Origin of the sequence: Paenirhodobacter sp., from assembly GCF_041916475.1 — a bacterium.
Taxonomy (GTDB): Bacteria; Pseudomonadota; Alphaproteobacteria; order Rhodobacterales; family Rhodobacteraceae; genus Rhodobacter.
This window is the reverse complement of record NZ_JAYRZN010000020.1, coordinates 16,843-36,260: the sequence shown is the minus strand read 5'-3', so window position 1 is coordinate 36,260 and position 19,418 is coordinate 16,843. Positions and strand designations below refer to the sequence as shown.

The window sequence follows — 19,418 nt, the reverse complement described above, 5'->3', positions numbered from 1 at the left end:
ATCAGGTGGGTCTTTTCAGTGATACCTGCGGGTTCCCCCCCCAGGCAACTGCGCCCGCAGCATTTGATCCCAGAAATAGGAGTAGCACGGCATTAATCCGCCGTATCTAGCGAATTACCTTCCGAATGGTGCGAAAAATCAACACCAGATCAAAGCAGACACTCGCCTGGGCTGCATAAAGCCGGTCCAGCCGCGCCTTCGCGGGAATGCAGCGGGCGCAGTAGACGGCATCCGTCTGCTCCGCCGTGGTGCAGCGCGCCAGCAGCCATTCCTCGTGCCGGTGATAGTGGATCGAGGCGAGGCCGGTGACGCCGGGGCGCATCCGCAGCACCTCGAGATAGATTTCCGGGAAGCGCTCGACATATTCGCGCAGCGGCGGGCGCGGACCGACGAAGCTGATATCGCCCTTCAGGATGTTCCACAGCTGCGGCAGCTCATCGAGCCTGGTGCGGCGCAGCACCCGCCCGGCCGGGGTGATGCGCGCGGCCTTGTTCGCCCCCGAAACGCCCTGATCGGCCGCGACCACCGTCATCGTGCGGAATTTCCACAGCCGGAAGGCGCGGCTCGGGGTCTGCATCCGCTCGGCGCCGTAGAACAGGGGCCGGCCCTGGGTGAGCGCCAGCAGCACCAGCACGCCGAGGAACAGCGGCCCGACGAGCGGCAGGATCAGGAGCGCGAAGAGGATATCGAACAGGCGCTTGGACGGGGTCATGGCGCGGCCCCGCGCAGCGAGGCCAGATCGGCCACGATCACTGCGGCCCGCGCCGGGGCCTCGGGCACCAGCCCGAGCGCCACCGCCCGGCGCACATCGAGCGCGACGACCGGGATCACGCCTTCGGGCGCGGGGCGCGGAGCCCAGCCCTCGCCCGCGGCCAGAAGCAGCGCATCCATGCCCACCGCGCCGGGCAGCGCGAGATTGATCCGCCCCGGCAGCGCCGCCCCCGCCGCCGCGAGCCGCGCGAGCCTGGCCAGCGCAAGGAACAGCGCGCGCGGCCCGATGAAGCTGCGCCGCGGCGCCTGGCCCCCCGGCAGAATAGCGAGGACGCGCGCGCCGGGCGCGCACCGCTGCCCGAGAAGCGAATCCGCCCCCGCCACATTGCCGATGCGCAGCAAGACCGCATCGGCCCGGCCGCGCGCCTGCACCGCCTGCTCCATCTCCAGCTTCGCCTGCCCATAGGGCGCCATCGGGGCGGGCGTGTCGTCCTCATGGCTCGGGCCTGCGCCATAGACGGCCGCCGAAGAGGCGATCAGCACCGGGCCCGGCGCCGCATCGAGCACCGCCTCGGCGAGGATACGGTTGCAGGCCAGCACCTCGGGCGGGCCGGAGGTCGCCCCGGCGAGGCACAAAACCACATCCGCGGCCCGCGCCGCCGCCCGCAGCGCGGCAGGTTCGGCCAGCGGATCGAAGACCAGATCCGGCCCGCCCTGCCCGGGGAAATCACTGTCGCGCCGCGCCTGCCAGACCCAGCCCGAGGCCGCATCCTCCGCCACCGCCGCGCGCCGGAGCAGCGTTCCGAGCCGCCCGGATCCGCCGATCACGAGAATGCGGGGATTCTTCGGCTTGAGAATTGATTGGTTTCTCATCATAGACGGAGGGAAGAAGATGCTGAGGGTGACTCGGGCTGCCACCGCAAGCCTTAGCATCAGGCGCACAGGCGCGAAACGGGGGATGTGTGAATGAGAACGATGCGCCGCCTTTCGGTCGCAGCGCTTTTGGCAACGACGGTCGCGGGCTGTACCCTGCCGCGCGGCGCTGCCTTGCAGAGCGAGATCCTGACGCAGCAGGACGTGCAGAACCCCGGCTTCGCGCATTACCCGATCGACGCGCAGCTGCTTCCTGCCGTGCAGAGCTGGCCCGCGGCACGCGGCACGCCGGCGCCGCGGGGCTGGCCCAAGGGCGGCGGCGGCGCCCCGGGGCAGGTTCTGGCGCGCGGCGACGTGGTGCAGCTGGCGGTCTGGGAAAGCGGAGAATCGAAACTCCTGACCAACCCGGGCGCGCCCAATACGCAGATCCAGCCGACGCAGATCTCGCCCGCGGGGAACCTGTTCGTGCCCTATGTCGGGCCGGTGAAGGTCGCGGGGCTCTCGCCCGAGGCCGCGCGCGAGAAGGTGCAGCTGCAGGTTTCGGCGCTGGTGCCCTCGGCGCAGGTGCAGCTGGACGCGCGCCCCGGCAGCGAGAATTCGGTGGATCTGGTGGGCGGCGTGGCCAATCCCGGCCGGGTGCCGCTGATGGACCGCTCGATGACCGTGCTCGGGCTGATCTCGCAGGGCGGCGGGCCGCGGCCCGATATCGAGAACCCGCAGATCCGGCTGATGCGCGGCGGCAAGGCCTATGGCATGTCCATGCAGCGGCTGCTGGACGAGCCCACCCTCGATACCGCGCTGCGGCCGGGCGACAAGGTCTCGGTCGACCGCGACCGGCGGCATTTCCTGTCGCTGGGCGCGGCGGGCAAGCAGACCATGGTCGCCTTCCCGAAGGACGAGCTGAATGCGCTCGAGGCGCTGACCATGGTCGGCGGCGTGAATGCGGGGCGGGCAAACCCGAAGGGCGTGCTGGTGCTGCGCGAATACCCCGCCTCCGCGGTGCGCCCCGACGGCATCGGCGGGCCGAGCCAGCGCCGGGTGGTATTCTCGATCAACCTGACCACGACGGACGGGCTGTTCTCGGCGCAGAACTTCAGGATCCAGCCCGACGACGTGGTGCTGGCGACGGAAAGCGCCGTCAACGATACCCGTACGATCCTCGGACTGGTTGGCACGATGTTCGGCATCGTCAACACCGCGAACGACATCGGCAACTGACGCCCGCTCGGCCTGACACCGATACAATCGCGCTTCTGGACCTTTCCGGGGCGGCGTGCTTAACCTGCGCGCCTCGGTAAAGGAGGCCAAAATGTCGTTCGGCAAGAACATCCGCACCTACTTCGAAGGCCAGTGGCACGAGGGGGACATTCCCGTCATGCGCGCCGCCGACCATGGCATCTGGCAGGGGTCTTCGGTCTTCGATGGGGCCCGGCTGTTCGACGGGCTGGTGCCCGACCTGGAGGCGCATTGCGCGCGGGTGAACCGTTCGGCCGAGGCGCTGATGATCACGCCCAGCATCGAGACCGGCGCGATGGTGGAGATTGCCCGCGAGGGGCTGCGCAAATATGCGCAGGGGGCTGCGGTCTATGTGCGCCCGATGTACTGGGCGATCAACGGCTCCGAGCTGGGCGTGGCGCCGGCGCCGGGCGTGACCGGCTTCGCGCTCTGCCTGGAGGAGGTGCCGATGCCCGATCCGGACGCCGCGACCACGCTGACCACCACCTCCTTCCGCCGCCCCGTGCTGGCCGACAACGTGTGCAATGCCAAGGCGGGCTGCCTCTATCCGAACAATGCGCGGATGCTGGTAGAGGCGCAGCGCAAGGGCTTCGGCAATGCGCTGGTGCAGGATGCGATGGGCAATGTGGCCGAAACCGCCACGGCCAATGTGTGGATGGTGAAGGACGGCGAATTCTTCACCCCCATCGCCAACGGCACCTTCCTCGCCGGCCTGACCCGGCGGCGGCACATGCAGAACCTGCGCGCGGCGGGCTACAGCGTGACCGAAGCCGTACTGACCCTTGACGACTTCCGCGCCGCGGATGAAGTGTTCCTGACCGGCAATTTCGCCAAGGTGACCCCGGTCGCCCAATTCGACGACGTGGCCTATTGCGCGCGTCCGCTCACCCGCAAGGCGCGCGAGATCTATATGGACTGGGCGCTCTCGAGCCCGCTCTGAGGCTTGCCCGAAAGCACCTTTCGCGCCAACACTGCGCCAAGACCGCTGCGGCAAAGGAGAACCGATGCGCAAGTTCCTGGTCGTCCTGGACGACACCCGCGAATGCCTGAACGCGATGCGCTATGCCGCGATGCGCGCCGCCCATACCGGGGGCGGCGTGACCATCGTCTCGGTCATTCCGCCGGAGGAGTTCCAGCACTGGATCGGCGTGTCGGAGATCATGCGCGCCGAGGCCCGCGAGCGCATCGAGGCGCATTTCGAGGTGTTTGCGAAATGGATGCGCGACCGGCAGGGGGTGAACCCGGAGCTGGTGATCCGCGAGGGCGAACCCGCGACCGAGATCCTCGACGTGATCCACAGCGACCCGGAGATCGGCGTGCTGGTGCTGGGCGCGGGCACGGAGAAATCCGGGCCCGGGCCGCTCGTCACGCAGATGAGCCGCAATTCGGGCTCGTTGCCCTGCCCGCTCACGGTGGTGCCGGGGGACATGTCCAAGGAGCGGCTGGAATCGATTACCTGAGCCCGGCTTGACGCGCCGGGATCGCGGCGCCATATCAGGCCCAACTGCCCGTATGCAGCCCCCGAAGGAGGCGCCGATGTTCATCCAGACCGAAACCACGCCGAACCCCGCGACGCTGAAATTCCTGCCCGGCCAGGCCGTGCTGGAGCTTGGGACCGCGGATTTCCCCTCCGTGGACGCGGCGGCGAAATCGCCGCTGGCGAAGCGGCTGTTCGGCGTGCCCGGGGTGAGCGGCGTGTTCTTCGGCTCGGATTTCATCACCGTGACCAAGGATGCCGAAACCGACTGGGCCCATGCGAAGCCTGCGATCCTCGGCGCGATCATGGAGCATTTCCAGTCCGGCGCGCCGGTGCTGGAGGGCGACGGCGGCCCGGCGCATGCCGAGCATGACGGCGAGGATGGCGCCATCGTCAGCCAGATCAAGGAGCTGCTCGATACCCGCGTGCGCCCGGCCGTGGCCCAGGACGGCGGCGACATCACCTTCCACGGCTTCGAGCGCGGCGTCGTCTATCTGAACATGAAGGGCGCCTGCGCGGGCTGCCCCTCCTCGACCCTCACGCTGAAGATGGGGATCGAGAACCTGCTGCGCCACTATATCCCGGAAGTGACCGAGGTGCGCCCTGTCTCGCTCTGAGGGATACGTTCTGGCCTTCGACACATCGGCCGCGCATTGCGCGGCCGCTTTGCTGCGGGGGGCGGAGGTGCTGGCCGAATGCCGCGAGGACATGGCGAAGGGCCAGGCCGAGCGGCTGATGCCGCTCTTGGAGGAGGTCTTGCGCGCCGCGGGGCTCGGCTGGAGCGACCTCAGCGCGATCGGGGTGGGGATTGGCCCCGGGAATTTCACCGGGGTGCGGATTGCGGTCTCGGCCGCGCGGGGGCTGGCGCTGGCGCTCGGGATCCCGGCGATCGGGGTAAGTACTCTGGAGGCGCTGGCCGAAGGGGGGCCGCGGCCGCTCACCGTGCTGGAGGACGCGCGCCGCGGCGAGGCCTATTGCCAGCATTTCCCGGAGGGCGCGCCGGAGCTGCGCACACTCGCGGACTTGCCAGTCACGGGGCCGGAAATCGGCTCGGCCGCGCGCGGGGGGCTTGCGCCCGCCCTGCCCCTGGCCACGGCCATCGGCCGCATCGCCGCGCGCCGCGCCGATCTGCCGCAGCCGCGCCCGGCGCCGCTCTATCTGCGCGGGGCCGATGCCGCGCCGCCTTCGGACCCGCCGCCGGTGATTTTGGACTGATGCGCCCCGCAGCCCTCGCCGCGCTCCATGCCCACTGCTTCACCACGCCCCGGCCGTGGTCGGAGGCCGAATTCGCGGAGCTTCTGGAAAGCCCGCATGCGTTCCTGGTCACCGCGCCCGGGGGCTTTCTGCTGGGGCGCGTGATCGCGGGCGAAGCGGAGCTTCTGACCGTGGCCGTGGCGCCCGAAAGCCGCCGCAGGGGCACCGGGCGCGCGCTGCTGCAGGCATTTTCCGAGGCCGCCCGCGCGCGCGCCGCAGACACCGCCTTCCTGGAGGTGGCCGAGGACAATGCGCCCGCCCGCGCGCTCTACCGGGCGGCGGGCTGGGCCGAGGCGGGGCGGCGCCGGGGCTACTACCACGCCCCGGGCGGGCGCGCCGTCGATGCGCTGATCCTGACGCTGCCGATGCGCCCGGCGCCGCTCTGCCCGTGATGTGACCGGCTGGCCGGAAACCGGCAAGCCCAGCCACTCCTTACCGGAATCCCGCTTGACCGGCGGCGGACTCTCGGCGCTAATCGGGGCGGTCCGCGGGCCAGACCGGCCCGCCAAAAGCAATCCGACGACGGATGCGCAACACTGACCGGGAGTGACCAATGACCCTGACGAAACTGTTCCTCGGCGCCGCGGCGCTGGCACTCGCAGCGGGTGCGGCCTGCGCCGAACCGGCCCTGATCTTCGACCTGGGCGGCAAATTCGACAAATCGTTCAACGAAGCGGCCTATGCCGGCGCCGAACGCTGGGCCAAGGAAACCGGCGGCACCTACAAGGAGCTGGAGATGCAGTCCGAGGCGCAGCGCGAACAGGCGCTCCGCCGGCTGGCCGAATCCGGCGCCAACCCGATCGTGATGACCGGCTTCGCCTTCGGCGACGTGCTGAACGCGGTGGCCCCGGAATATCCGACGACGAAATTCGTCATCATCGACGCGGTGACCGAACAGCCGAACGTGCGCTCGGTGGTCTTCACCGAGGAACAGGGCTCCTACCTGACCGGGATGCTGGCGGCGATGGCCTCCAAGAGCGGCACCGTCGGCTTCATCGGCGGCATGGACATTCCGCTGATCCGCAAGTTCGGCTGCGGCTATGCCCAGGGCGTGAAGGCTGCGAATCCGGGCGCCAAGGTACTGACCTCCTTCACCGGCACAACCCCCTCGGCCTGGAACGACCCGGTCAAGGGCGGCGAGCTCGCGAAGGCGCAGAAATCGCAGGGCGCAGACGTGATCTATGCCGCCGCGGGCGCGACCGGCATCGGCGTGCTGCAGGCGGCGGCCGACGAGGGGATCCTGTCGATCGGCGTCGATTCGAACCAGAACCACCTGCATCTGGGCCAGGTCCTGACCTCGATGATCAAGCGCGTGGACAATGCGGTCTATGATGCGTTCAAGGATGGCGGCGAGCTCGCGACTGGCGTCCAGGTGCTGGATCTGGCGCATGAGGGCGTGGGCTATGCGCTCGACGAGAACAACAAGGATCTGATCACCCCCGAGATGAAGGCTGCGGTGGATGCGGCAGCGGAGAAGATCAAATCCGGCGAGATCAAGGTCCACGATTACATGGCCGACAATACCTGCCCGGTGGAATGATGACGACGCGGACGGAGGGGCGGCAGGCGACTGCCGCTCCGGCGATCGAACTGCGCGGCATTTCCAAGGCCTTCGGCCCGGTGAAAGCCAATCGCGACATCTCGATCCGGGTGATGCCGGGCACGATCCACGGCATCATCGGCGAGAATGGCGCGGGGAAATCCACGCTGATGTCGATCCTCTACGGCTTCTACCGGTCGGACGCGGGCGAGATCCTGATCCACGGCCGGGAGACCACCATCCCCGACAGCCAGGCCGCGATCCGCGCCGGGATCGGGATGGTGTTCCAGCATTTCAAGCTGGTGCAGAATTTCACCGTGCTGGAGAATATCGTGCTCGGGGCCGAGGATGGCGCGCTGCTCCGGCCATCGCTCTCGAAGGCGCGCAAGGAGCTGAAACGGCTCGCGAAGGAATATGAGCTGGAGGTGGACCCGGATGCGGTGGTGGAAGAGCTTTCCGTCGGCCATCAGCAGCGGGTGGAGATCCTGAAGGCGCTGTATCGCGCGGCCGATATCCTGATCCTGGACGAGCCGACCGGGGTGCTGACGCCCGCGGAGGCCGACCACCTGTTCCGGATCCTTGCCAATCTGCGCAGCCAGGGCAAGACCGTGATCCTGATCACCCACAAGCTGCGCGAGATCATGGAGATCACCGATACGGTGAGCGTCATGCGCCGCGGCGAGATGACCGCGACGGTGCAGACGGCGGAGACGACGCCCGAGCAGCTGGCGGAGCTGATGGTCGGGCGCAAGGTGCTGCTGCGGGTCGACAAGGCACCGGCGCGGCCGGGCCGGATCATCATGGAAATCAAGGGCCTGAAGGTCAAAGATGAGACGGGGGTTGAACGCCTGAAGGGCATCGACCTGGCGCTGCGGGCGGGGGAGATCGTCGGTATCGCCGGGGTGGCAGGCAATGGCCAGTCCGAGCTTCTGGAGGTTCTGGGCGGGTTCGCCGCGGCCACGGGCAGCGTGACGATGAATGGCCAGCCGCTCGATCTCGGCCCCCGCGCCGATGGCCAGAGCCGCCGCCGCGCAGGCATCGCCCATGTGCCGGAGGACCGCCACCACCTCGGGCTGATCCTGGATTTCGCCGCCTGGGAGAACGTGGCGCTCGGCTATCATGCCGACCCGGCCTACCGGCGCGGCCCGCTGATGGACAATGCCGCGATCGTGCAGGACACCGAGGGCAAGATCGCCCGCTTCGACGTGCGCCCGCCGAATGCGATGCTGCCCGCGCGCGGCTTTTCCGGCGGCAACCAGCAAAAGATCGTGCTGGCGCGCGAGATCGAGCGCAACCCCGATGTGCTCCTGATCGGGCAGCCGACGCGGGGGGTGGATATCGGCGCGATCGAATTCATCCACAAGCGCATCGTGGAGCTGCGCGACGCGGGCAAGGCGGTGCTGCTGGTCTCGGTGGAGCTCGACGAGATCATGTCGCTCTCGGACCGGATCGCGGTCATGTTCGATGGCCGGATCATGGGCGAGCGCCGCGCTGCGGATACCAACGAACGCGAGCTTGGCCTGATGATGGCCGGCATGAGCGGAGCCGCGGCATGACCGCCCGGCCGCAGACCTTCTACGGACGAAGAAAATGACCCGCCTTCCGAAATGGGCCGATCTGGTCCTCGTGCCGGTGATCTCGCTGCTGCTGGCGGCCGCGATCTCGGCGATCGTCATCCTACTGATCGGCGGTGACCCGGCCGAGGCGGTCAAGGTCATGGTCGATGGGGCGCTCGGCTCGCCCTACGGCTGGGGCTACACGCTCTATTACGCGACCTCGTTCATGTTCACCGGGCTCGCGGTGACGGTGGCCTATCATGCCGGGCAGTTCAACATCGGCGGCGAGGGCCAGGCGCAGCTTGGCGGCTTGGGCGTGGCGCTGGTGTGCCTGGCGCTGCCATGGCCGCACTGGGCGCTGGCGCTGCCCGCGGCCGCCATCGCGGCGGCGCTCTTCGGTGCGGCCTGGGCCGCGATTCCGGCCTGGCTGCAGGCGAAGCGCGGCAGCCATATCGTCATCACCACGATCATGTTCAACTATATCGCCGCGGCGCTGATCGTGTATCTGCTGGTCGAGGTGCTGCGCCCGGTGGGCCAGATCTCGCCGGAATCGGCGCGGTTCGGGCCGGCGGTGGCGCTGCCGAATTTCAGCCAGATCCCGGGGCTGAACCTGATCTTCACCAAGAAGGTGCCGGCGAATGTGACCTTCCTCATCGCGCTCGCGGCCTGTGTGGGGGTCTGGGTGCTGCTGTGGCACACGCGCCTTGGCTACGAGATCCGCGCCTTCGGCAAATCCCAGAGCGCCGCGCGCTATGCCGGCATTTCGGCGGTGAAGGTGATCATGCTGTCGATGCTGATCTCGGGCGGGCTCGCCGGGATGATGTCCATCAACAATGTGATGGGCGAGGCCGGGCGGCTCTTGCAGAACTCCTCGGAGGGCGCGGGCTTCATCGGCATTGCTGTGGCGCTGATGGGGCGCAACCATCCGGTGGGCGTATTCCTCGCGGCGCTCCTGTTCGGCTTCCTGTATCAGGGCGGGGCGGAAATGGGGCTCTGGACCTCGATCCCGATCGAGCTGCGGCTGCTGATGCAGGGCCTGGTGATCCTGTTCACCGGGGCGCTCGACACGATGGTGCGGATGATGCTCGCGCCGTTCTTCCGCAAAGGAGCGCGCTGATGGACATCGACATGCTGATGCAGATCCTGGCCTCCACGCTGCGGCTCGGCACGCCGCTGCTGCTGGCCTGTCTGGCCGGGCTCTATTCCGAGCGCGCGGGGATCTTCGACATCGGGCTCGAGGGCAAGATGCTGATGGCGGCAATGGCCTCGGGCGCGGTGGCCTGGGCCACGGGCTCGGCCTGGGCCGGGCTCGGCGCGGGGATCCTGGCCGCGCTGGTGCTTGCGGTGGTGCACGGGCTCGCCTCCATCACCTTCCGCGGCAACCAGTTGATCTCGGGGGTGGCGCTGAATTTCATCGCCGCCGGCGCCACGGTGCTGATCGCGCAGACCCTGTTCAAACAGGGCGGCCGCACGCCCGCGCTCGATGGCGGCGCGCGCTTCGGCGCCATCCATCTGCCCTTCGCCGATGTGCTGCATGGGGTGCCGCTGATCGGGCCGTTCTATCGCGATGTGCTCTCGGGGCAGTCGATGCTCGTCTATATCGCGCTGTGGTGCGTGCCGGTAACCTGGTGGGTGCTGCATCGCACGCGCTTCGGGCTCAGGCTGCGGGCGGTGGGCGAAAATCCGGAATCGGTCGATACGGCGGGGATTTCGGTGGTGCGGCTGCGCTTCGCGGCGGTGGCCATCACCGGCATTCTGTGCGGGCTGGCTGGCACCTATATGGCCACCTCGCTGCAGGCGGGCTTCGGGCGCGACATGACGGCGGGGCGCGGCTATATCGCGCTCGCCGCGCTGATCTTCGCGAAATGGCGGCCCTGGCATGCGCTCTGGGCCACGATGCTCTTCGGCTTCCTGCAGGCGCTGGCGCTGCGCCCCGATGTGATCTCCGGTGTGGCGCATGTGTCGATCCCGGTGCCGGTTCTGGACGCGCTGCCCTATATCCTGACGGTCATCGTGCTGGCAGGGTTTGTCGGCAAGGCAATCCCGCCCCGCGCCGGAGGAGAGCCCTATGTCAAGGAACGCTGACGATCTGGTCCGGCGGATCCGGGCGCGGGCGGGCGATGCGGCCCCGCGGCTCGGGCTGGTGCTCGGCTCCGGGCTCGGGCATCTGGCGGGCGCGGTGGACGGCGTGGCGATCCCCTATGCGGATCTGCCGGGGTTTCCGCATGCCGGGGTTTCGGGGCACAATCCGCAGCTGGTGATCGGCGATCTGGAGGGGGTGCGGGTCGCCATTTTCGGCGGCCGCGCGCATTACTACGAGCGCGGCAACCCGGCCGGGATGCGGCTGCCGCTGGAGGTGCTGCGGGGCCTGGGCTGCGAGGCGCTGCTCCTGACCAATGCGGCGGGCTCGCTGCGCGCGGAGATGCCGCCGGGCGGGCTGATGCTTCTGGAGGACCATATCGCCTTCGCGGGCAGCAACCCGCTGATCGGCGAGCCCACCGAGGCGCGTTTCGTGCCGATGACCGCGGCGCATGACGCCGCGATGCGGGCGGGCCTGCGCGCTGCCGCAGCGGCCGAGGACATCGCCCTGCCCGAAGGGGTCTATTGCTGGTTCTCGGGGCCCTCCTTCGAGACCCCGGCCGAGATCCGCGCGGCGCGCATCCTCGGCGCCGATGCGGTGGGCATGTCCACCGTGCCGGAGGTGATCCTCGCGCGCTTTCTCGGGCTGCGGGTGGCGGCGGTCTCGGTGATCACCAACATGGGCGCGGGCCTCTCCTCGGAGGCGATCAGCCACGCGCATACCAAGGCGATGGCCCCGCTGGGCGCGGCGAAATTCGAGCGCATCCTCCGACGATACCTGCGCGGACTGTAACGCCGCGGAAGCGTTATTTGACACGGGCCACGCGCCGGGCAACAGTGCGAAAGGCCAGCCCTGACAGCCCCTTACCTTCGGATCGCCGATGCAGATCTATCTCCCCATCGCCGAGGTTTCGGTCAACGCCTTCATCCTGCTGGGGCTCGGGGGGATCGTGGGGCTCCTGTCGGGGCTGTTCGGGGTGGGAGGCGGCTTCCTGATCACGCCGCTGCTGTTCTTCATCGGCATTCCGCCGGGCATCGCGGTTGCCACCGGGGCGAACCAGGTCGTGGCCTCCTCCATCTCCGGGGTTCTGGCGCAGTTCAAGCGCAAGGCGGTCGATGTACCGATGGGGCTGGTGCTGCAGGCGGGCGGGCTGATGGGATCGGGGATCGGCATCTGGATCTTCAACCGGCTCACCGCGATCGGGCAGATCGACGTGGCGGTGCAGCTGTCCTATGTGGTGTTCCTGGGCTCGGTCGGGCTGCTGATGCTGCAGGAATCGGTGCGCGCGATGCACAAGTCGCGCCGCGGCGCCCCGCCGAAGGTGAAGCGCCACCAGCATGGCTGGGTGCAGAAGCTGCCGTTCAAGATGAAGTTCCGCGCCTCCGGCCTCTATATTTCGGTGATCCCGCCGGTTCTGATCGGGATGGGCATCGGCATCCTCGGCGCGATCATGGGCGTGGGTGGTGGCTTCATCATGGTGCCCGCGATGATCTATCTGCTCGGCATGCCGACCAAGGTCGTCATCGGCACTTCGCTGTTTCAGGTGATCACGGTATCGGCCTTCACCACGCTGATGCATGCGATCACGAACCAGTCGGTGGATATCGTGCTGGCGCTTCTGCTCATACTGGGCGGGGTGATCGGCGCGCAGATCGGGGCGCAGCTCGGCGGGCGGCTGAAGGCCGAGCAGCTGCGCATTTTGCTCGCGCTCCTAGTGGTGGCGGTGGCGCTGAAGCTGGCGCTCGACCTGCTGATCGAGCCGCGGGAGCTTTTCAGCGTATTTGCGGGGAGCAACTGATGCGCCTTGCCGCCGTCCTCGCCCTTGCGCTCACCCTTGCCCTGCCCGCGCGCGCGGCGGAGGAGACGGTCGTCGCCGGGCTCAGCCACGACAATATCGGCATCACCGCCGCCTTCACCGGCTCCGAAGTCCTGATCTATGGCGCGGTACGGCGGGAGGCGCCGGAGCCCGCAGGGCCGCCAATGTCGGTGATCGTCACGCTGGAGGGGCCCTCGCAGCCGCTGGTCATCCGCCACAAGTCCCGCGAATGGGGGATCTGGATCAACACGTCCAAAGTCCGGGTGGCGGCGGCGCCGAGCTATTATTCGGTGGCCACCAGCGGCCCGATCGAATCCGTCCTGAGCCAGAAGGCGGACCTGACCCACCGGATTTCGGTGCCAACCGCGATGCGCGCCTTCGAGGGGCCGCTGGAGGTGGAGGATGCGCGCCCCTTCACCGGCGCGATGATGCGCCTGCGCGAGCAGGACGGCACCTATTCGCTGCGCGAAGGCGCCGTGCGGATCGTGGAGGACACGCTTTTCCGCGCCGATTTCAGCCTGCCGGCCAACCTCGTCGAGGGCGATTACAAGACCCGGATCTTCCTTTTGCGCGGCGGCGAGGTGATCGACAGCCATACGGCCGCGATCCAGGTGCGCCGGGTCGGGCTGGAGCGGTGGCTGTTCATGATGTCGCGCGAGCATTCGGCCATTTATGGCGTGATGGCGCTGGCAATGGCGGTGCTCGCGGGCTGGGCGGCAGCGGCCGGGTTCCGGCTGATCCGGCGCTAGAAGGCCTTGAAGGTCATCGTGGTGAGGGTGCGCGCGATGCCCGGAATGTCGAACAGGTTCTCGCTCAGGTAATGGCCGATGTCGGTCTCCTCCGGCACATAGACCTTGGCGATCAGGTCGTATTCGCCGGAGGTGGAATAGAGCTCGCTGACCAGTTCGCGCTCGTAGATGGCATCGGCGACCTCATAGGTCTTGCCGGGGGTGCAACGGAACTGGACGAATACGCAGCGCATCAGGGCCTCCTGTTTGGCGCCAGACTAGGCCCTGCCGCGGCGGAGGGGAAGCCCCTCACTCCTCCTCCACCTCGAGCTTCAGCGCCGCCGGACCGGCCGGAAGATCCTCGATGGACAAGGGCTCCGAGGGCCGCGCCAGCCGCGCCCGCGTCACCCACAGCAGGCGGTGTTCGGCGCGGGTGATCGCCACATAGGCCAGCCGCTTCCAGAGCGGGATCCCCGCTTCGGTGCGCCCGGCGCGGGAGGCCGCATAGATATCGGGGGCGAAGACCTGCACATCGGGCCACTGGCTGCCCTGCGCCTTGTGGATCGTGACCGCGGCGCCATGCAGGAAGGCCGCGCCCATCCGCGCCGCATAGGGAATGAAGGGCTCCTCCTCGTCTGGCAGCTCGATCTTGATGATCGAGGCGGCCGAAAGCCGCGGATCCTCCGCCCCCATCACATGCAGGCGCGAAAAGCCGGGCTTGCGGCCGGGGCCGAGATAGATCACCTGCGCGCCCTTGATCAGGCCGCGGGCCTCCAGGTCGATGCGTTTCTTGCGGTGCTTGAGCGGCAGCTCGATCCCGTCGCAGATCAGCGGCTCGCCGGGCAGGAGCGCATCGGCCGGCGCCCCATGTGCGGCGCGGAACGCCTGGATCAGCCGGATCCGGGTGGCATTGCGCCAGACCAGCACCGGGCTGCGCGCCATCAGGTCGCTCTCCACCCGCTCCGCCCAGACCACGCGGCTGTCGGCTCTGGCGCGGTCCTGGATCATGCGCTCGAAGGCCTCGAAGGTCAGGCTGTCATCGGCCAGGGCATGAGCGAGGTCGAGGATCGGGTTGTCCTCGGTCTGGCGATGGATCCGGTGCAGCACATGTTTGGAGGCCGCAGGCAGGCGCTCGAAGCACATCTCGCCCGACTGGTTCACCGGGGCGAGCTGCGCCGGATCGCCAAACAACACCAGCGTCGGGAAAATCTCGCGCAGGTCGTCGAACTGGCGCTCGTCGAGCATGGAGGCTTCGTCGACGAAGCCGATATCGAGCGGGTCTTCGCGCCGCTTCCAGCCCTGGATGAAATCCGAGCCGCGCAGCCCCGCCGAGGCCAGCGCGCCGGGAATGGATTTATGCAGGTCGTAGAAGGCCTTGGCGCGATCGAGGACCTCCTCCGTCAGGCCCATTTCGCCCAGAAGGTCGGGCTTCGGGCGCTCACCCTGCCCGGCCAGCCATTCGGCGATGCGCTCATATTCCGGGTCGTAGACGGGGGTATAGAGGATGCGGTGGATCGTGGTCGCGGGCACCCCGCGCGAGCGCAGCACCGAGGCCGCCTTGTTGGTGGGCGCAAGGATCGCGAGCGTGCGGCGTTCGCGGCGCTTGCGGCTCTCGAAATCGCTCGAGACGATATCGACCCCGGCCTCCTCCAGCGCCCGGTAGAGCGCAGCAAGCAGCATGGTCTTGCCCGAGCCCGCCTTGCCGATGACCGACAGCACCCGGTTGCCGCCGCCATCGGGCGCGAGCGAGCCATCCAGGATATCGACCCCGGCCGCCTCCAGCGCCGCTGCCACAGCATCCCAGGCCTCGGCCTGATCCTCGGAAAAAGTGATCGCAGGGGTCGTCATGCGCGCGACCATACAGGGCGCGCATGACGGGGGGAAGGGCTCAGGCGGCCGCCGGTTTCGGCGCGGCCAGCGCGACGATATCCATCATGATCCGGTTCAGCTCGAAGTCCTTCGGCGTATAGACCCGCGCGACCCCGAAGCCCACGAGGCGCGCGGCGTCATCGTCGGGGATGATCCCGCCCGCGACCACCGGGATATGGCCAAGCCCGGCCGCCCGCATCCGCTCCATCAGTTCCTCGATCAGCGGCAGATGCGAGCCCGACAGGATCGACACGCCCACCACATGCGCCTCGGTCTCCAGCGCCTGAGCCACGATCTGCTCCGGCGTCATCCGGATGCCCTCATAGGTGATGTCCATGCCGCAGTCGCGGGCGCGGAAGGCGATCTGCTCGGCGCCGTTGGAATGGCCGTCCAGCCCAGGCTTGCCGACCACGAAGGTGAGCCGGCGGCCCAGCTGCGCCGAGGCCGCATCCACCGCCTCGCGGATTTCCTCGAGCCCCTCCGTCCGGTTCGAGGGCGAACGGCTGACCCCGGTCGGGCCGCGGTATTCGCCATGGACCGCCCGCATCACGCCGGCCCATTCGCCGGTGGTGGCCCCGGCCTTCGCGGCTGCGATGGAGGCAGGCATGATGTTGCGCCCGGCGCGGGCATCGGCAGAGAGCGCCTCCAGCGCCCGCTTCACCGCCGCTTCGTCGCGCGCCGCGCGCCATTGCTGCAGCCGCGACACCTGATCCAGCTCCACCGCCGGATCCACCACCATGATCCCGCCATCGCCCGCGGTCAGCGGCGAAGGCTCGCCCTGCTGCCAGCGGTTCACGCCGACGACGATGGTCTCGTTCGATTCGATGCGGTTGATGCGCTCCGCATTGGATTCGACCAGCCGCGCCTTCATATAGTCGATCGCGGCGATCGCCCCGCCCATGGCATCAAGCGTTTCCAGCTCCGCCCGCGCGCCCGCCTTCAGCGCCTCGACCTTGCGCGTGATCGCCGGATTGCCGTCGAACAGGTCCTCATATTCCAGCAGGTCGGTCTCGTAGGCCATGATCTGCTGCATCCGCAGCGACCATTGCTGATCCCAGGGCCGCGGCAGGCCGAGCGCCTCGTTCCAGGCTGGCAGCTGCACCGCCCGCGCCCGCGCGTTCTTGGAAAGCGTCACCGCCAGCATCTCGATCAGGATGCGGTAGACGTTGTTCTCCGGCTGCTGTTCGGTGAGCCCGAGGCTGTTCACCTGCACGCCATAGCGGAAGCGGCGGTAGCGCTCGTCGGTGATGCCGTAGCGCTCCAGGCAGATCTCGTCCCAGAGCTCGGTGAAGGCGCGCATCTTGCACAGCTCGGTCACGAAGCGGATCCCCGCATTCACGAAGAACGAAATCCGCCCCACCATCGCCGGGAAGCCCTCCGGCGGCACCTTGGTCTTCAGATCGTCCAGCACGGCGATGCCCGTGGCCAGAGCGAAGGCCAGCTCCTGCTCCGGCGTCGCGCCCGCTTCCTGCAGGTGATAGGAACACACGTTCATCGGGTTCCATTTCGGCAGGTGCTCGCGCGTATAGGCGGCAACGTCGGTGATCATCGCAAGGCTGGGTTTGGGCGGGCAGATATAGGTGCCGCGGCTCAGGTATTCCTTCACCAGATCGTTCTGCACCGTGCCCTGCAGCAGCGAGACATCGGCGCCCTGCTCCTCCGCCACGGCGATATAGAGCGACAGCAGCCAGGGCGCCGTCGCGTTGATCGTCATCGAGGTGTTCATCTGTTCGAGCGGGATCTGATCGAACAGGGCCCGCATATCGCCCAGATGGCAGATCGGCACGCCGACCTTGCCGACCTCGCCCCGCGCCAGCACATGATCCGAATCATAGCCGGTCTGGGTCGGCAGATCGAAGGCCACCGACAGACCGGTCTGCCCCTTGGACAGGTTCATCCGGTAGAGCGCGTTCGATTTTTCCGCCGTGGAATGGCCCGCATAGGTCCGGAACAGCCAGGGTTTCTCCTTCACGGGGCGGATGGTCTCGTTCATGGTCTCTCTCCGGGGCGGGCTACGGATTGGCAAGATTGTTGCCGTCGAGACCTAATATTGGCAATAATATGCGCCTGTCAATTCTCTGCATTGCGGCACGCGCCGGTTCTGCCGCTGCGGCGCCGCGCCCAGGCGAAGGCGGCCATGCCAGAGGCCAGCAGCACCGCTGCCGCCGGCAGCGGCACCACGGTGGGCAGGTCTCGGGTGTCGAAGCTCAGATTGTCGGCATAGACGTTGTTCTGCCCCTGCCAGCCCGCGCCATAGAACACGACCGAGGCGATCTCGGCCTCGGTGCTCAGGCTCAGGCGCCGCATGCCCGCGGTGTACCAGGGCAGATAGCTCGTGGTCTGGGCGAGCAGGCTGCCCGCGGCATCATAGGCCCGCAGGAACAGGTGATCCTCGTCCATGCCCCAATCCCCGAGATCGACGGAGACGGCCGTCACTCCGCGCAGGGTAAAGCGCGCGCGGAACGGGGCCGTATAGCTGCCGTCGTTCGAGGACAGGAGCGCCCGGCTGCCCTCGGGGCCGATATGCACGAAGGCGCCGCTGTCGAAGACCGCACCGCCGAGATCCACGCCGGTCAGGCTAGAGGACAGCGCCGCATCGTCAAAGCCGATGCTGTAATGCGCCGCCGATGCCAGGCTGGCGGCGGTGCAGAGGATGGCGGAGAGAAGCAGGGCCTTCACGGGACACTCCGGAACAAAGATACGTCTTTCCAGCCTTATAGCGGCCGCCCTGCCCTGCCGCCAACGGGGCACCGACAGTTCAGGTAAACGGCGCCACGCGTCGCGACAGAAAATTTCAATTTTGTGACGACAGTCATTGCAAAGTTGCGCGCGCAAGATTATTTCAATCCCGGAGACCCGCCCGATTCTGCGGCGCGGCGAGGCAACAGGAGAGTAGGATGGCCCTCGACGTGAACACCGGCATCGCACCTTACGAAGCGCCGGAAAAGGATCTGTACGAAATCGGCGAAATGCCGCCCCTCGGCTATGTGCCTAAGAAGATGTACGCATGGTCGATCCGCCGCGAGCGGCATGGCGAGCCCGAGAAGTCGTTCCAGGTCGAGGTTGTCGATACCTGGGAGATCGACTCGAACGAGGTGCTCGTGCTGGTGATGGCCGCGGGCGTGAACTACAACGGCGTCTGGGCCGGGCTCGGCGTGCCGATCAGCCCCTTCGACGGCCACAAGCAGCCCTATCACATTGCAGGCTCCGATGCCTCTGGCATCGTCTGGAAGGTGGGCGAGAAGGTCACCCGCTGGAAGGTGGGCGACGAGGTCGTGATCCACTGCAACCAGGACGATGGCGACGACGAGGAATGCAACGGCGGCGATCCGATGTTCTCGCCGAGCCAGCGGATCTGGGGCTATGAGACCCCCGACGGCTCCTTCGCGCAGTTCACCCGTGTGCAGGCGCAGCAGCTGATGCCGCGGCCGCGGCACCTGACCTGGGAGGAAGCCGCCTGCTACACGCTGACGCTGGCCACCGCCTACCGGATGCTGTTCGGCCACGAGCCGCATGACCTGAAGCCCGGCCAGAACGTGCTGGTCTGGGGCGCCTCGGGCGGCCTCGGCAGCTTCGCGATCCAGCTGGTGAATGCGGCGGGGGCTTCAGCGATCGGGGTGATCTCCGATGAATCGAAGCGCGACTTCGTGATGAGCCTCGGCGCCAAGGGCGTGATCAACCGCAACGAATTCAAGTGCTGGGGCCAGCTGCCCAAGGTGAACAGCACCGAATACAACGACTGGCTGAAGGAAGCGCGCAAGTTCGGCAAGGCGATCTGGGACATCACCGGCAAGGGCGTGAACGTCGATATGGTGTTCGAGCACCCGGGCGAGGCCACCTTCCCCGTCTCCACCCTGGTGGTGAAGAAGGGCGGCATGGTCGTGATCTGCGCCGGCACCTCGGGCTTCAACTGCACCTTCGACGTGCGCTACATGTGGATGCACCAGAAGCGCCTGCAGGGCAGCCACTTCGCCCACCTGAAGCAGGCATCGGCCGCGAACAAGCTGATGATCGAGCGCCGGATCGACCCCTGCATGTCGGAGGTCTTCCCCTGGGCGGAAATCCCGCTCGCGCATACCAAGATGCTGAAGAACCAGCACAAGCCGGGTAACATGGCGGTTCTGGTGCAGGCGCCGCGCACCGGGCTGCGCACGTTTGAGGACTCGCTGGAAGCAAGCCGCGAAGGCAAGTAACCCGCCCCGGAATATGATTACGCAGCCGCCCTTCGGGGCGGCTGTTTGCATTCGTGGTCCGGCGTCAAGCGAAAGGCCCCAGAGG

The 19,418-nt window shown here is 67.9% G+C and carries 20 protein-coding genes; 14 read left to right on the top strand and 6 right to left on the bottom strand.

Going from position 1 to position 19,418, the window contains the following annotated elements:
- Window positions 1–106: 106 nt before the first annotated feature.
- On the bottom strand, window positions 107–712 hold the full coding sequence (locus ACOMG5_RS10005) for a sugar transferase (RefSeq protein ID WP_420343655.1): 606 nt from the start codon (window positions 710–712) through the stop codon (window positions 107–109).
- Window positions 709–1,539 carry an NAD-dependent epimerase/dehydratase family protein gene (locus ACOMG5_RS10000; RefSeq protein WP_420343654.1) on the bottom strand — a complete coding sequence of 277 codons (831 nt, stop codon included), beginning with the start codon at window positions 1,537–1,539 and terminating at the stop codon, window positions 709–711. Before ACOMG5_RS10000 ends, ACOMG5_RS10005 begins: the two co-directional genes overlap by 4 nt.
- Window positions 1,540–1,677: 138 nt before the next feature.
- Between ACOMG5_RS10000 and ACOMG5_RS09995 the strand changes: the two genes are divergently transcribed.
- The 13 genes from ACOMG5_RS09995 (at window position 1,678) to ACOMG5_RS09935 (ending at window position 13,292) form a co-directional block, all read left to right on the top strand.
- Complete coding sequence (locus ACOMG5_RS09995; RefSeq protein WP_420343653.1) at window positions 1,678–2,802, top strand: polysaccharide biosynthesis/export family protein; 1,125 nt, start codon at window positions 1,678–1,680, stop codon at window positions 2,800–2,802.
- A 91-nt stretch (window positions 2,803–2,893) separates the two neighbouring features.
- Complete coding sequence (locus tag ACOMG5_RS09990; RefSeq protein ID WP_420343652.1) at window positions 2,894–3,760, top strand: branched-chain amino acid aminotransferase; 867 nt, start codon at window positions 2,894–2,896, stop codon at window positions 3,758–3,760.
- A gap of 64 nt (window positions 3,761–3,824) precedes the next feature.
- Complete coding sequence (locus ACOMG5_RS09985) at window positions 3,825–4,280, top strand: universal stress protein (protein WP_420343651.1); 456 nt, start codon at window positions 3,825–3,827, stop codon at window positions 4,278–4,280.
- 76 nt (window positions 4,281–4,356) lie between these two features.
- The gene (locus ACOMG5_RS09980; RefSeq protein WP_420343650.1) at window positions 4,357–4,914 is read left to right on the top strand and encodes a NifU family protein; all 558 of its coding nucleotides are present in this window, start codon (window positions 4,357–4,359) and stop codon (window positions 4,912–4,914) included.
- Entirely contained in the window at window positions 4,901–5,512 is a 612-nt protein-coding gene (tsaB, locus tag ACOMG5_RS09975) for a tRNA (adenosine(37)-N6)-threonylcarbamoyltransferase complex dimerization subunit type 1 TsaB (RefSeq protein ID WP_420343684.1), read from the top strand. Before ACOMG5_RS09980 ends, tsaB begins: the two co-directional genes overlap by 14 nt.
- The gene (gene rimI / locus ACOMG5_RS09970; RefSeq protein ID WP_420343649.1) at window positions 5,512–5,943 is read left to right on the top strand and encodes a ribosomal protein S18-alanine N-acetyltransferase; all 432 of its coding nucleotides are present in this window, start codon (window positions 5,512–5,514) and stop codon (window positions 5,941–5,943) included. The genes tsaB and rimI overlap by 1 nt, the downstream gene beginning before the upstream one ends.
- A 161-nt stretch (window positions 5,944–6,104) precedes the next feature.
- A complete protein-coding gene (locus ACOMG5_RS09965) occupies window positions 6,105–7,091 on the top strand; it encodes a BMP family lipoprotein (RefSeq protein ID WP_420343648.1) in 987 nt (328 codons plus the stop codon).
- A complete protein-coding gene (locus tag ACOMG5_RS09960) occupies window positions 7,091–8,647 on the top strand; it encodes an ABC transporter ATP-binding protein (protein WP_420343647.1) in 1,557 nt (518 codons plus the stop codon). Before ACOMG5_RS09965 ends, ACOMG5_RS09960 begins: the two co-directional genes overlap by 1 nt.
- Window positions 8,648–8,681: 34 nt before the next feature.
- Window positions 8,682–9,764: an ABC transporter permease gene (locus ACOMG5_RS09955; protein WP_420343646.1), complete on the top strand. Its 1,083-nt coding sequence runs from the start codon at window positions 8,682–8,684 to the stop codon at window positions 9,762–9,764.
- On the top strand, window positions 9,764–10,732 hold the full coding sequence (locus ACOMG5_RS09950) for an ABC transporter permease (RefSeq protein WP_420343645.1): 969 nt from the start codon (window positions 9,764–9,766) through the stop codon (window positions 10,730–10,732). Before ACOMG5_RS09955 ends, ACOMG5_RS09950 begins: the two co-directional genes overlap by 1 nt.
- Window positions 10,716–11,519, top strand: a complete 804-nt coding sequence (locus ACOMG5_RS09945; protein WP_420343644.1) for a purine-nucleoside phosphorylase — start codon at window positions 10,716–10,718, stop codon at window positions 11,517–11,519. The genes ACOMG5_RS09950 and ACOMG5_RS09945 overlap by 17 nt, the downstream gene beginning before the upstream one ends.
- An 88-nt stretch (window positions 11,520–11,607) precedes the next feature.
- Window positions 11,608–12,525: a sulfite exporter TauE/SafE family protein gene (locus ACOMG5_RS09940; RefSeq protein ID WP_420343643.1), complete on the top strand. Its 918-nt coding sequence runs from the start codon at window positions 11,608–11,610 to the stop codon at window positions 12,523–12,525.
- Window positions 12,525–13,292: a TIGR02186 family protein gene (locus ACOMG5_RS09935; protein ID WP_420343642.1), complete on the top strand. Its 768-nt coding sequence runs from the start codon at window positions 12,525–12,527 to the stop codon at window positions 13,290–13,292. Before ACOMG5_RS09940 ends, ACOMG5_RS09935 begins: the two co-directional genes overlap by 1 nt.
- Here ACOMG5_RS09935 and ACOMG5_RS09930 read toward each other — a convergent pair.
- The 4 genes from ACOMG5_RS09930 to ACOMG5_RS09915 all read right to left on the bottom strand — a co-directional run bounded on the left by ACOMG5_RS09930 (window position 13,289) and on the right by ACOMG5_RS09915 (window position 17,819).
- Window positions 13,289–13,525: an Lrp/AsnC ligand binding domain-containing protein gene (locus ACOMG5_RS09930; protein WP_420343641.1), complete on the bottom strand. Its 237-nt coding sequence runs from the start codon at window positions 13,523–13,525 to the stop codon at window positions 13,289–13,291. The two genes, ACOMG5_RS09935 and ACOMG5_RS09930, sit on opposite strands and share 4 nt — an antisense overlap.
- A gap of 55 nt (window positions 13,526–13,580) precedes the next feature.
- The gene (locus ACOMG5_RS09925) at window positions 13,581–15,119 is read right to left on the bottom strand and encodes an ATP-dependent DNA helicase (protein WP_420343640.1); all 1,539 of its coding nucleotides are present in this window, start codon (window positions 15,117–15,119) and stop codon (window positions 13,581–13,583) included.
- A gap of 40 nt (window positions 15,120–15,159) precedes the next feature.
- Window positions 15,160–17,133, bottom strand: coding sequence for a methylmalonyl-CoA mutase family protein (locus ACOMG5_RS09920; protein ID WP_420343639.1), 1,974 nt, complete (start codon window positions 17,131–17,133; stop codon window positions 15,160–15,162).
- A 77-nt stretch (window positions 17,134–17,210) separates the two neighbouring features.
- Window positions 17,211–17,819 carry a VPLPA-CTERM sorting domain-containing protein gene (locus ACOMG5_RS09915; RefSeq protein ID WP_420343638.1) on the bottom strand — a complete coding sequence of 203 codons (609 nt, stop codon included), beginning with the start codon at window positions 17,817–17,819 and terminating at the stop codon, window positions 17,211–17,213.
- Window positions 17,820–18,037: 218 nt separating this feature from the next.
- On the opposite strand from ACOMG5_RS09915, the gene ccrA reads away from it, so the two are divergent.
- Window positions 18,038–19,333 carry a crotonyl-CoA carboxylase/reductase gene (gene ccrA, locus ACOMG5_RS09910; RefSeq protein ID WP_420343637.1) on the top strand — a complete coding sequence of 432 codons (1,296 nt, stop codon included), beginning with the start codon at window positions 18,038–18,040 and terminating at the stop codon, window positions 19,331–19,333.
- Window positions 19,334–19,418: the final 85 nt, after the last annotated feature.